Origin of the sequence: Acinetobacter colistiniresistens (assembly GCF_024582815.1) — a bacterium.
Lineage (GTDB): Bacteria > Pseudomonadota > Gammaproteobacteria > Pseudomonadales > Moraxellaceae > Acinetobacter.
Map to the genome: position 1 here is coordinate 1209681 of NZ_CP102099.1, position 12448 is coordinate 1222128.

General features: G+C 41.8%; 11 protein-coding genes and 2 pseudogenes. 5 read left to right on the top strand and 8 right to left on the bottom strand.

Features of this window, described 5'->3' with window-relative positions:
• Positions 1 to 8: 8 nt before the first annotated feature.
• Positions 9 to 821, bottom strand: a complete 813-nt coding sequence (lgt, locus tag NQU59_RS05865; RefSeq protein ID WP_005238626.1) for a prolipoprotein diacylglyceryl transferase — start codon at positions 819 to 821, stop codon at positions 9 to 11.
• Between the two features lie 109 nt (positions 822 to 930).
• On the opposite strand from lgt, the gene NQU59_RS05870 reads away from it, so the two are divergent.
• From NQU59_RS05870 to NQU59_RS05885, 4 genes are all read left to right on the top strand, one after another.
• On the top strand, positions 931 to 1713 hold the full coding sequence (locus NQU59_RS05870) for an NRDE family protein (RefSeq protein WP_043972251.1): 783 nt from the start codon (positions 931 to 933) through the stop codon (positions 1711 to 1713).
• A gap of 142 nt (positions 1714 to 1855) precedes the next feature.
• Complete coding sequence (locus tag NQU59_RS05875; protein ID WP_257065309.1) at positions 1856 to 3448, top strand: alkaline phosphatase; 1593 nt, start codon at positions 1856 to 1858, stop codon at positions 3446 to 3448.
• Positions 3449 to 3468: 20 nt separating this feature from the next.
• The gene (locus tag NQU59_RS05880; protein ID WP_005238630.1) at positions 3469 to 5004 is read left to right on the top strand and encodes an alkaline phosphatase; all 1536 of its coding nucleotides are present in this window, start codon (positions 3469 to 3471) and stop codon (positions 5002 to 5004) included.
• Positions 5005 to 5082: 78 nt separating this feature from the next.
• Positions 5083 to 5733, top strand: coding sequence for a hypothetical protein (locus NQU59_RS05885; RefSeq protein WP_005238631.1), 651 nt, complete (start codon positions 5083 to 5085; stop codon positions 5731 to 5733).
• Positions 5734 to 5963: 230 nt separating this feature from the next.
• On the opposite strand, the gene NQU59_RS05890 is transcribed toward NQU59_RS05885, so the two are convergent.
• The 4 genes from NQU59_RS05890 to tatA all read right to left on the bottom strand — a co-directional run bounded on the left by NQU59_RS05890 (position 5964) and on the right by tatA (position 9564).
• Entirely contained in the window at positions 5964 to 7961 is a 1998-nt protein-coding gene (locus NQU59_RS05890; protein ID WP_257065310.1) for a PhoX family protein, read from the bottom strand.
• Positions 7962 to 8137: 176 nt separating this feature from the next.
• Positions 8138 to 8902, bottom strand: a complete 765-nt coding sequence (tatC, locus tag NQU59_RS05895; RefSeq protein WP_005238633.1) for a twin-arginine translocase subunit TatC — start codon at positions 8900 to 8902, stop codon at positions 8138 to 8140.
• The gene (gene tatB, locus NQU59_RS05900) at positions 8899 to 9336 is read right to left on the bottom strand and encodes a Sec-independent protein translocase protein TatB (protein ID WP_257065311.1); all 438 of its coding nucleotides are present in this window, start codon (positions 9334 to 9336) and stop codon (positions 8899 to 8901) included. Before tatB ends, tatC begins: the two co-directional genes overlap by 4 nt.
• Before the next feature lie 12 nt (positions 9337 to 9348).
• Complete coding sequence (tatA, locus tag NQU59_RS05905) at positions 9349 to 9564, bottom strand: Sec-independent protein translocase subunit TatA (protein WP_005238635.1); 216 nt, start codon at positions 9562 to 9564, stop codon at positions 9349 to 9351.
• A gap of 152 nt (positions 9565 to 9716) precedes the next feature.
• On the opposite strand from tatA, the gene NQU59_RS05910 reads away from it, so the two are divergent.
• Entirely contained in the window at positions 9717 to 10604 is an 888-nt protein-coding gene (locus NQU59_RS05910; protein WP_005238641.1) for a hypothetical protein, read from the top strand.
• A gap of 17 nt (positions 10605 to 10621) precedes the next feature.
• Here NQU59_RS05910 and rdgB read toward each other — a convergent pair whose 3' ends face one another.
• From rdgB to NQU59_RS18750, 3 genes and pseudogenes are all read right to left on the bottom strand, one after another.
• Positions 10622 to 11245, bottom strand: coding sequence for an RdgB/HAM1 family non-canonical purine NTP pyrophosphatase (gene rdgB, locus NQU59_RS05915; RefSeq protein WP_004757126.1), 624 nt, complete (start codon positions 11243 to 11245; stop codon positions 10622 to 10624).
• 76 nt (positions 11246 to 11321) lie between these two features.
• Positions 11322 to 11761: pseudogene (locus NQU59_RS05920) on the bottom strand (hypothetical protein).
• A 1-nt stretch (position 11762) separates the two neighbouring features.
• Positions 11763 to 12343: pseudogene (locus NQU59_RS18750) on the bottom strand (class I SAM-dependent methyltransferase).
• Positions 12344 to 12448: the final 105 nt, after the last annotated feature.

Sequence of the window (12448 nt, forward strand, 5' to 3'; positions counted from 1 at the left end):
CATTTTTATTATTTCTTTAACTGCCAGTCATAGATATTTTTACGGTAAGCGTACCAGATCATCCACAGACCAATAATAATCATTGGGAAACTGAGAATCTGACCTTTGGTCATCCAGCCAAATAAGATATAGCCTTGATCTGCATCAGGTTCGCGGAAGAATTCCATAAAGAAGCGTGCGACCCCATAACCGACGAGGAATAAGGCTGAAACGGCCATGCGTGGGCGAGGCTTAGAACTGAACCACCACAGTACAATAAATAGAATCAAGCCTTCACAAAGGGCTTGATAGATTTGTGACGGATGGCGTACCAATGCCAATGGGTCCGTTGGAAAAATCATCCCGAATGGATAGCTTGGATCTTGTACTGGGCGACCATACAGTTCTCCCCCGATAAAGTTACCAAAGCGGCCAAACATCAAGCCTGTTGGTACACAGGGTGCGATAAAGTCCAAGGTTTGGAACCAGGTTTTTTGGTATTTTTTACACCAAAATAACATCGCAATCATGACACCGAGGAAGCCGCCGTGGAAGCTCATACCACCAGTCCAGACTTGGAATAACCACAGTGGATTTTCTAAGAATTTACCAAATTCGTAGAACAACACATAACCAACACGTCCGCCAAGCACAACGCCCAATGCGCCATAGAAGACCAGATCTGACACCATGTCGGCTGTCCAGCCATCACGTTGTTTAGCGCGATACGATGCTAAGCCCCATGCACAGAGAAAAGCCAACAGATACATGAGTCCGTACCAGTGCACTTTGACTGGTCCTAAGCTCAGTGCAACTGGATCAATATTTGGATAGGTCAGCATCGCTGCTCCTCAATTTTATATTTTGAGCAGATTGTAGCGGAATGATATGAAAAATGTTGTACATTCAATGTGAAAGATCAAGGTCCCAAAAGGCGGGAGAAAAGGATTTATGTGTATTGTCGCTTTTGCATGGCAGGTGCTGGATGAGATGCCTCTATGTTTAATTTCAAATCGTGATGAGTTTTACCATCGACCAAGTTCTGCCTTGCATGCATGGGAAAATAGCAGCATTGTGGCAGGACAGGATTTGCAATCAGGGGGGACTTGGATGGGGGTGACGGCTTCTGGTCGCTGGGCGATTGTGACCAATTTTCGCAATGGCCGGGAGCAGAAAGCTTATGCCACTTCTCGTGGGTATTTGATTCAATCCTTTTTAGAAAGTGACTTGGCGCCGATTCGATTTGCCTGGCAACTGGAAAAACAGCAACAGGACTATGCGGGCTTTAACTTGTTTGTGGGGGATCGAACACAAGCGGTATATATGAGTAACCGTGGTGAAGCGCCGCAACTGCTCGCCAATGGCGTGTATGTGGTATCCAATGGCCTCATGTCTGAAGATTGGGAGAAAACCCGACATTTACGTCAGCGTTTTACCCAAGAATTTTTACCGATGTTGCAGCAAACACAAATGACTGAATCCGCAATCGATGCCGCCGCTTGGGATATTTTGGAGGATGAACGAAAGGTGATTCCAGATTTGTTACCCGATACGGGAATCAATACAGAAATGGAAGAATTATTGTCCTCTACTTTCATTCAGAGTCCAGTCTATGGAACACGCTGTTCAAATTTTTTAAGACTTAGCCCGACACAGTGGCATTGGCTGGAAAAATCCCAGCAAGGGCCGTCACGAGGTGCAATTGTTGATCTTCAGTTAAAATTAGCGCCTTGAATTGATATGTTATAACATAATTTCAATATAAAACAACAAGATGAAATAATACTGTCATCAAGGTGACATAAAAGGGTCACCCAGCATTGTTAAGGTGTAGCCAATCGAGTTACGTCCAAACAAATAGATCTGGGGATATTTTATGTTCTTATCAAAGATGAGCTTTTCCAAAAAGCTCTTGGCGGTCAGTTTAATGACAGTACTGTCAGCTGGCATGACTGCATGTAACGACAGTGATAAAAACGACAAAACGGAAGTACCTACAACACCAAAAGCTAAAAATGTGATTTTCTTTTTGGGTGATGGTATGGGAATTACTACTTTAACGGCATCACGAATTTATTCTGTTGGGGAAGATGGTGATTTGACCATTGATACACTGCCAGAAACTGCTTTTGTACGCACTTTTTCGGAAGATGGTCAGGTGACTGATAGCGCGCCGTCTATGGCGGCTTATATGACTGGCGTGAAAATGAAAAATGAAGTCATTTCCATGCAGACCGGAACGATCGCATCTGCACCAAAAGCAGATGGAACCAGTACCTGTGATGATGTTGCAGAGAATAAAGGCAAAAAACCTGTTGAAACCTTACTCGAACTTGCCAAAGCGCAGGGGATGGGTACAGGTGTCGTGACTACCACGCGTATTACCCATGCAACGCCAGCCACAACCTATGCCCATGTTTGCCATCGTGATGCAGAGAATGATATTGCGGCACAGCTTGTTCCCGCAGGTAAAGGGACCGGATGGGGCGCTTATAACAGCAAGCTTAAAGATGGTGTAGATGTAGTGTTAGGTGGTGGTTTACGTCAGTTTAAACCGACGACTGTTGCAGGCGGTAAACGTGCTGACGGCCGAGACCTAGTAAAAGAAATGCAAGATCAAGGTTATAACTTTGTTTCAAGTGGTACTGACCTTGCAAAAATTGATCCAAGCAAAACTAAAAAATTATTGGGTCTCTTTAATGCCAGCCATATGAATTATGACTTGGATCGTACTAATAAGAAGATTGATGAACCTAGCTTAGCGGATATGACTACCAAGGCGATTGATGTCCTACAGGCAAAAAACAAAAGTTTCTTCTTGATGGTTGAGGGTGGCCGTATTGACCATGCACTACATGACACCAATGCAAAACGTGCGTTGCAGGATACGGTTGCTTTTGACAATGCGATTAAGGCAGCGATTGATAAAATTAAACTGACCGATCCAGAGCTCAAAAATACCTTGATCGTGGTGACTGCTGACCATGACCATACCATGGTCTTGAATGGTTATGCGAAGCGTACAGGTAAATATGTAAAAGGTGCTGAGACCAGTGTCTTGGGCCTAGTGAAGAACTATAACAAAGCGGGATTCTCAACCGATGTCAACGGCAATCCATATCCGATCATTGGCTTTGGTACAGGTAAAAAACGTTTAGATAATGACCGTATTGAAGCGCGTGGTGTTTTAGCTGATAACGATAGTTGTAATCCAGCTGCAGGCCCAGCAGGTAAATATACCGATAGCCGTGGGACGGATATTGATAAAGAGGGTTGGTGTACGGGTACAGCTTCAGATGATTTCCAGCAAGAAGCAGTGGTGCAGACTGGTTTCGCTGATAGTGAAACGCACGGCGGTACCGATGTATTCCTTGGCGCGATTGGTGTGGGGTCAGACAACTTCCACGGCAGTCTAGAGAATATCGAAGTATTTAATTTAGTTCGCAAAGCCATTGGCCTAGATAAATAACAACAGACTGGAGAATGATGATGTTAAAACAATTTAAATTAGGTCAGTTGGGTATGAAAGCATCTGCTTTAACTGTTGCACTCTTGGCTGCAAGTACAGGTGTACAGGCGGCGGGCGAAGCTAAAAATATCATTTTCTTTTTAGGTGATGGTATGGGGCCAACTACGGTCACGGCAAGCCGTATTTATGGCTATGGTGAATCTGGCAAATTAACCATGGACACCTTGCGCCGTACAGTACGTATCAAGACCTATTCTGAAGATGGTCAAACCACAGATAGTGCGCCGTCAATGGCAGCCTATATGACAGGGAAAAAAACCCGTAATGAAGTGATTGGCATGACACCGGGAACTGTTGCTGTTGAGCCAAGCTCAGGTACGGCACCGGATGGAACGAAAGTGTCGAATGCCGTGAATAACTGCCCAACGCCTGGTTCGAGTGTAGCAGCAGGCAGTCCTGCCGAGACGATTCTTGAATTGGCCAAGGCCAATGGCAAAAAGGTAGGGGCGATTACCACCACAGAATTAACCCATGCAACCCCAGCTGCAACTTTTGCTCATGTGTGTAACCGTAATGCGCAATTTGAGATTGCGCGTCAAGTGATTCCTGGTGGTGCAGGATATAACCCTAAACTGCTTGATGGTGTAGATGTGCTCATGGGCGGGGGACGTAACCACTTTACCCCATATAACGCGACTGACAATAAAAAGGGTCGTATTGACGGGCGTAATTTGCTGGATGAGCTAAAAGCGAAAAATTATACCGTCGGTGCAACCAAAGCAGACATGGATGCTGCACCACTGAATAAAAAATATATCGGTCTTTATTCGGCAACTTCACATCTGGAATATGATTTGGATCGCCCTAGAACGGCACCGAATCAACCAAGTTTGGCTGAAATGACCGCGAAATCGATTGATTTATTGCAGGCACAAGATACCGCAGGCAAAGGCTTCTTCTTGATGGTTGAAGGTGGACGTATTGACCATGCATTACATGGAACCAATGCCAAACGTGCCTTGCAGGATACTATTGCCTTTGATAATGCGATCAAGACCGCACTGGATAAAATCAAGAAAACTGATCCTGAGTTAAAAAATACCTTAATCGTCGTCACGGCTGACCATGACCATACCATGACGTTTAATGGTTATACCGCACGTACTGGCAAAACCACGGCGACGAATCCAGGTATCTTGGGTTTAAGCTATAGTTATCAAGAGGCAAAAGCATCAGATACGCGTAGCCGCGTGTTAGAGGATGGCAAGAAACATGCCCCTAACTTTGATGCGAAAGGCAAGACCTCAACCACTTTAGTGTTTGGTAATGGTGGTGGGCCACGTCCAACGTCACGCATCGATATTACGGACAATGAGGCAGCAGCCGATGATTATTTACAAGAGGTTGGGGTAAAACTTGGTAGTCCTGGCTCTGAAACACATGGTGGTGGAGATGTCTTATTGTTTGCTGAAGGTGCAGGTTCACAAGTCTTTAAAGGGACGAGAGAAAATGCATGGGTATTTAGCAAATTAAAAGAAGCATTTGGCTTTAAATAAACCTTTTATTGAAGTTTTTCATCATATTGCAAGAAACCTCAGTCACTATGACTGAGGTTTTTTTATGTAGGAAATAACATGCGTCTTGTGATTAGTTCGGTCTTACTCTGTTTGGGAATGACTTGTTTGCATGCGGCACCCTTATTAAGCGCCAGTATTATGCGTGAGACGCAAACCATTGGGAATGATGGTGTGACACGTACCAGTGTGTTTCAGGAGCGTATGTATCGTAATACACAGAATATCTGGATTGAGCGTGTATTGCCTAAACATCATCAACATGGTCAGGAGAAAGGTGGCCATAAACATTTAGATTTGGCTGAAGCAGCGCAACATTATTTTATTGATCATAAAAAACAGCCAAAACTCAATTTAGTGTTAATGGAAGATAAAACAGTTGTGCATTTACAGGATGCCGATGTTGATATGTTAGGCTTAAGTAATTGCTGGTCATGCGTTTATTCATTGATCGACCCTAAAAGTCTAAAAGCAATGACAGTGAAGAAAAAGGATGCAAACACGACATGGTATGAGACTCAGAATAAGAAAAATAAAATGAGTATTGAATGGGATAATCGCAATAACATTGCCAAACGTGTTGAAGTGCGTAGTCTGGATGGTTTGCGCTATGACATCTTAAAAGCCAATATTCAACAGGTGAATATTGCCGAACCTTGGAAAACATATAGTAAGTTTACAACGAAGGACTATTCCGATTTTGGGGATTAACTGAACTAAAATTGCATGTTTGAATTTAGCCCCTTCTTAAAGGGGCTTTATCATAATAAGACGCATCAAAATAGATTTAGCCAAGTAATCAGTATAAATGAGCCAGATCACTCCAATATAATCAGTCGAACATTGCGATATTGCTTATTTGTGTCCGAACGGATCATGATGAATTGATCTAGACATACAAAAGCCGACATGATGTCGGCTTTTGTATTTTCAATGCTTGCTTATTTCGTTGTTGTAGCTTTCTTTTCTACGGAAGGTGCAATTGGATCTGCAGTAATATAACCCACGGCAGCAGCAAAACGGTCTTTGTAGTTTGCACGGACTAAAGGATCAAGCGTTTTTTGTACTTTGTCGTGTAATGGAGATTCCCAGTCACCCGGGTGCTGGAAGTTGCTCATGATATAAGTCCAACCATTCACCGCATCTACAGCATGTAGACCTGTTGATTCAGCACCAGCAGGCGTGGATAAGATACGGCTTAATTGTTTGGTATCGACATGATAAGCCCATAAGAAGTTATTGATGTGCATGCCACTATCTTCACCAATGAAGAGGGTACGTAAATTTTCAGAGAACTTGATGTTATCTGGGTTGGCAATTTTATCTGCATTGGCAAGGTTACCTAGGGCATCAGCAGTGGCAAGGTCTTCACCAACCAAAGCCGCTGGAGCTTCCATGTGTACCGAAACCCATTCACTATTAATCAACTGGTTTTTTTGATCAACTTGGCTACCTTTTAAGGTGTGAGCATACACGGCACCTGCTTTCGGACCTTGGACTTGGATATCAGTGGTTTTGTCAATCATAGAAGACTGAACATAAGACATTGCAGAATAAGCAATTTTATCCTTAATGTTGACCGTTGTACCTTCCATTTTGGTAAATCCCATACTTGCACCGACTAACGCTGCATAACGATGGGTTTCAAGGAATGCAGCCTCACGTTCTTTACCTGCAACTAATTTCACCCAGTTATCTTTGCCACTGAAGCGAATCTTGGTATAGCTTGCATCTTTAGGATCAGCAGTTTTGACATCCATAAGATCAGAAATTTTATATTGATCAGCCCAGCCTTTTACTTCATCGCTTGTTGCATGACCAAGATTGATCCAGCTGATATCACCCGCACCTGGGCCTACGCCAGATGTTTGCTTCCATTTAGCAACATAGAGCGTGCCTGCAGATAAATCTTTTTCTTTATCTGCAACGAACATAAACAAGCCGCCATTGGTTGCATCATCACCCATTAACGCCGTGCGGTTATCTGGCATGACTTGTACCAGCTCATGTGAAATACGACCTAAACAGTAATGTTTTTTAATTGAACCCGTACCATCGGTATTAACCGTCACTTCTGGTAAATGACCGTAGTGGTAAGGATTGCCTGTATTGCTGTCGCCAAATAGGTTTTGACTGAATACAGGTAGATAGCTTGCTGCAACGTTATTTGCATCAGGCTCGTATTCTTCACTCGAAAGATGTGTTCCCCATGGCGATAAGCTGGCACCACAAGTAATCCATAAGCCATTGACCTTGGAGGTATCCACATTGTGATATTTCACCAAAGATAAATGACCTGTTTTAGGGTCTTGATCCAGAGTTAAAATGGCGATGGGGGAAGGTAAAAGACCATACATAGATTTTAGATTTTGATCACGAGTAGTGTATTCAAATTGCACCACATGGAAAACAGGATTTCCTGTAACACCTAAGGCTTTCTTATCTGCATCAGTAAAATCTTTACCTGTCGCTTGTTTAAAGCTGATCAACGAACTTCCATCTGGACAGTCTGAAAAGAATTGGCGTTCTTGCCCTGCTTTTGATTTATCGATAATCGGTTGGTTATTGATATCAACATAACCTCCAGCAAGAATTTTGCCGCCTTTGCCATCTGTTACCAAGTCCCCTGTGGTGAAGAATGGCTTATAAGCAAGGGTGTAATCGGTTTTTGAACCATCATCCCAATTGATACTGAGCGTTGAGGCAACGCTGGTCGTTGCCATTGCGGCAGGGTCAGTTAGATTAGGTGCTGCCATGGGGGTAAATGTTGCATTTTTAAATTTGGCAGCCAGAGGTGCAGGGGTGGCAGAGTCATTATTGTCATCATTGCAGCCGGTTAAAACGGCGGCGGTACTCATTGCTCCGAGGGGTAAAAAGGGAACGCCTGCGAACCATTTTAAAATATCACGACGACTTGGCTGATGGGTATTGGCTGTCATAGTAAATCCATTTCTTTAATATAGGGCAAATAAATCCTGATCGATTCTATGAAGCAGAGATGACATTTTTTGACAGTTTTAATGCAATTTTAAGACAGTTAATTTTTATAAATAATTAAAAAATATGAAATTAAATAAAAAATCCCTGAGGTTTTTCAGGGAGCTGTAGCCAGTTTTCAGTCAGTTACTTTTCTTTTTTCCAGTATTTTTCCGAACAGTAAACCCAGTTCAAACAACATCCACATAGGGACTGCCAGCATAATCATCGACAAGGCATCGGGTGGCGTGACAAACATGGCCAAAAAGAAACAGCCCACAATAATGAAGCGGCGTTTTTCAACCAGACTCTGGGTGCTCACCACACCAATTAAAATCAGGACGAGGGTAATAATCGGGATTTCAAAGGTAAAGCCAAACACCAAAAACAGCTTTAAACAGAAGCTTAAATAACTATTGATGTCAGTCATCGGTGCTACAGTTTCAGGGGAAACACTAATAAAGAAATGTAGAATTGCAGGCAGTGTAATAAAATAAGCAAATGCCACGCCTAAATAGAACAGCACAATACTGCCGAATAAGAGCGGAATGGCCAGATGACGTTCTTTTTCATACAGTGCAGGTTTGATGAAAGACCAGATCTGATAAATGATATAGGGCATTGCCAGCATAAATGCGACGAATAGATTCAGCTTAAACGGTGCCATAAATGTAGCAGTGACATCGGTTGCAATCATGGTTGATGTTGCGGGTAACTGCTGTCTTAACGGTTCAGAGAGCCATTGATAAGTGGTATTTCTAAATGGCAATAAGCAGAAAAAAAGAAGAATCGTTACCCCAACAATCTTAAACAGATATTGTCGCAGCACAATTAAATGCTGCATCACCGGCATTTGTTGCAGGGATTCTTCAGTACTGGCTGAGGTTGATGGTAATTGGCTCATACGGCAATCTTTAATTCTGTAGCAAACTTTGGTGCCGATAAGGGCAACTCAAGCTTATGAGGTAAATACTTTTGATAGCTAATACTAAACGGTACAATATGTTGCGTTGAACAAGGGCTATAAGTCACGGGTGACTGAGTCTTGGTTTCTGCAACTTCTGTCTCTGATGTTGGTGTACCTTTTAGCGCATCAAGTTGTTGTTGCATCCTGCGTTCGAGCTCAGTAATTTTATCAATTTCTTTTTGCATTTCTTCACGGAACTCAGAAAGGCGGAGTTCTCGATCAATTTCGTTCTGAATGTTGTTGATAAATTTTTTAATTTTTCCATACCATTTTGCTACGAACCGTGCAGCTTCTGGTAATTTATCCGGGCCAAGCACCAGCAATGCAATCACTGCAAAGCAAAAGATCTCGGTCATTCCCAAATTCAGCATAGTCGTGCTCGCTTAGCCTTTTACTGAGTTTTCAGTATTTTTAACTTGAGCATCAATGGTGCGAGGTTCATTTAAAGGAGCAGTTGTTTCTTCTTCTTTCATGGACTTTTTGAAGTCTTTTACTGCACCACCCACATCTTTACCCAAGTTTTTAAGCTTCGATGTACCAAAAAGTAAAATCACGACAATTGCAAAAATCAGTACATGCCAAATTGATAAGCCAGCCATTCTTCTATTCCTATAAAACTTTGCTATATCTCAACAGTTGGGCATGACAAAGATGTGACACTTGTATTGCAGTTTTAAGACAAAGCAGCTGTTTTCCTGTAAATAGTGCTAGCATAAGCAGCGTATAAATAAGTGATCAAAACTAGATTGATATGACTTTTATCCTCCCAATAGGTGCCTTGTTTTTCGGGTTTTTGATCGCTCAATTCAAAGTCTCAGAACAGACCAAAAAAATCTTGTCTGCTTTATTGGCGCGGTTATTTATTCCTGTCGTGATTATTTACAATATGGTGTTCTATCAGGCAGGTAGCTTTGCACTTATTCTATTTAGTTTCATTTCATCGATCTTGCTGTTTTACTTATTTGCGTATTTCTCTAAAGACCGTTTGCAGGCACTTTGTTTGAGTTATAGCAATATTGGTTGGCTTGGTTTTCCATTCGCCATAGCCTTATTTGGCGAGCAAGTCAGTGCAGCGATGATTGCACTGTATATTGGCGGATCTTTATTTGGCAATATTTGGGCGGTGACTGCCGTTTCAAAAGAATCATCAAACGCCTCTATGATTTTCCAGAAAGTTTTAAAATCACCGCCAGTCTTGGCCTTGTTGGCAGCATTGATTTTATGGCTATGTGGTATTCAACGTTTACAGGGGAATCTTGTTCTAGAAGGGCTGTATGATGTTGCCAAATTTGGGATGAGCTTTGCGGGCATGTGTATTTTAGGGATGTGGCTCCGATATACACGGGTACATCGGGCTGACTTATGGCTCAGTACGCGCACACTGATGCTGAAATTATTGTGTGGTCTGGTTATTTGTAGCGTGACTTATTATTGCATTGAGATTCCACAGATTAACTTCTTGATACCTGTGCTGTTCCTTTTATTTTGTCTGCCGCCTGCCGCTAATATTGTTGCTTTGGAAACGCATTACCAAGGTACAGGCATTTCAGCCCGTTATATTGCTGCAGGAACTATCGTAAGCTGTGTGGTGATTGTGATCTATGGTCTATTGCTGCATATAAAAAGTGCCCTCATATAGGAGAGCACTTTAGGGTTTTAAACCAAACTGGCTTTAAATAGCTGCATCGCTTGACCGCGATGGCTGATCTTATTTTTCTCAGCTTTGCTGAGTTCAGCACTCGAAACATTGAGTTCTGGCAGCCAAAATAAAGGGTCATAACCAAAACCGTTTTCACCACGTGCAGCGGCTAAAATCTCACCCTTCCAAATACCTTGGAAAATTTGTGGCAAAGGGTCTTCTGCATGGGTGACCAATGCCAAAACACAAACAAACATGCCTTCAATGGTTTCACCTTCTTTACGCAAAGGTGCAAGATCAGCCAACAGCTTTTGATTATTGGCAGCATCATTGCCATGTTCGCCTGCATAACGTGCTGAGTAAATCCCAGGTGCACCACCTAAGATCGGGACACATAGTCCAGAATCATCTGCCAGTGCAGGTTTACCTGAAAGTTTAGATGCATGACGTGCTTTGATAATGGCATTTTCAACAAAGCTAAGACCATCTTCAATCGCATCTTCAATATCGAGTTTGCCTTGCGGAATAATCTCGACAGGTAGATTCAGTTGTTGAAACAGATGTTCAAATTCAACAACTTTGCCTTTGTTGTTACTTGCAAGGACAAGACTGCCTTGGTTGAGCCATGCTTGGGTAGACATGCTGAAAATCTCAATATTTTAAATCAGATGAATTGTACTCGATTTGGTGGTCTAAGTCGGTTGTATATCTTTGTGATTAAACACCGATAATAGTAAGTCCATCAACATCTTGTTCTAATAGTTTGCTGAAGAAACGTATAAGATCATCCATCATTTTGATCACTTCCACTTTATATTTTGGATATTTTTCTTAAAAATTTTTGTTTCTTGTTTAAATAAAAGACCAACATTATCGTTATAGCGTAAATATTTTTTAGCTTCTAAGTAAACTTTATATGTATCAAGTTTTGCAATCACTTGCACTATTTCTGCTGCATCAAGATATGTATTTTCCCAGTGTGACCAAGGCTTTTTATCCCCTAAAAATAAGTGTTCAACTAAAGAAAATGCGATCTCATCAATGACAATTGAATGATCACAATTCGGATTTCGTTGCAAATCATAGGGAATGATCTGCATGTTAAGACCAGCATAAATTCCATTTGAATAGGATGTAACGGTAAAAGAAAATTTCATGCTAAAGTTTTTTCAAAATCAGTGTGTGGAAATTCCAGAATTTAATTTTTCCGTGAGCATTTGGATGTTCTGTTCTGGTTTCTTGATTCAATAAAATTTCATAATCTTCAATGAACAGTTGTTCAATTTGCTGGCGATTAAATCCTCGCATGGTCTGAGGCCGTTGTAATAACCAAGCATCATCTTGACCTAAAAGTTGTATTAATAAAATCCCGCCTTGCGGCAAGGCATGTTTCATCTTTGCGAGTACATGATCAATTTGGTTAGGGGCGCAAAAGAACAGACTGAATAGGGCAATGATAATACTGGCTGATGGAAACGGATAATTTTCAAAAACATGATTTGAGAAAAAGAATTTAGGATGATTTTTAAATCGATACTGACATACCCGTTGTGCTGCTTCAGAGGGATCAAAGGCATAAACCCGATAGTCATTTTCAGTAAGAAGGCTGCTTCATTGCCTGCGCCACATCCACAATCAATGGCAACACGAGGGAGGGTCGCATCAACATACTGGAGTGCATATTCCAAGATCGGACGATGTGATTGATCTTGGGTGAGTTCCGCAAATATCTGAGACATGAGTACTAAAAAATGAACAATTTAAAATAAATAACAGCTTAAGATCTCTTTGTAAAAGTAGAAATTGAACTACATTTAAATCAATTTGGAATAAAGCCAATAAAA

Bases quoted from the DNA above. Each gene is read 5' to 3' on its own strand.
- NQU59_RS05880 (WP_005238630.1), top strand. From the start codon at position 3,469: ATGTTAAAACAATTTAAATTAGGTCAGTTGGGTATGAAAGCATCTGCT.
- NQU59_RS05875 (WP_257065309.1), top strand. From the start codon at position 1,856: ATGTTCTTATCAAAGATGAGCTTTTCCAAAAAGCTCTTGGCGGTCAGT.
- rdgB (WP_004757126.1), bottom strand. From the start codon at position 11,245: ATGTCTACCCAAGCATGGCTCAACCAAGGCAGTCTTGTCCTTGCAAGT.
- tatB (WP_257065311.1), bottom strand. From the start codon at position 9,336: ATGCTGAATTTGGGAATGACCGAGATCTTTTGCTTTGCAGTGATTGCA.
- tatA (WP_005238635.1), bottom strand. From the start codon at position 9,564: ATGGCTGGCTTATCAATTTGGCATGTACTGATTTTTGCAATTGTCGTG.
- NQU59_RS05910 (WP_005238641.1), top strand. From the start codon at position 9,717: ATGACTTTTATCCTCCCAATAGGTGCCTTGTTTTTCGGGTTTTTGATC.
- NQU59_RS05885 (WP_005238631.1), top strand. From the start codon at position 5,083: ATGCGTCTTGTGATTAGTTCGGTCTTACTCTGTTTGGGAATGACTTGT.
- NQU59_RS05890 (WP_257065310.1), bottom strand. From the start codon at position 7,961: ATGACAGCCAATACCCATCAGCCAAGTCGTCGTGATATTTTAAAATGG.
- tatC (WP_005238633.1), bottom strand. From the start codon at position 8,902: ATGAGCCAATTACCATCAACCTCAGCCAGTACTGAAGAATCCCTGCAA.
- lgt (WP_005238626.1), bottom strand. From the start codon at position 821: ATGCTGACCTATCCAAATATTGATCCAGTTGCACTGAGCTTAGGACCA.
- NQU59_RS05870 (WP_043972251.1), top strand. From the start codon at position 931: ATGTGTATTGTCGCTTTTGCATGGCAGGTGCTGGATGAGATGCCTCTA.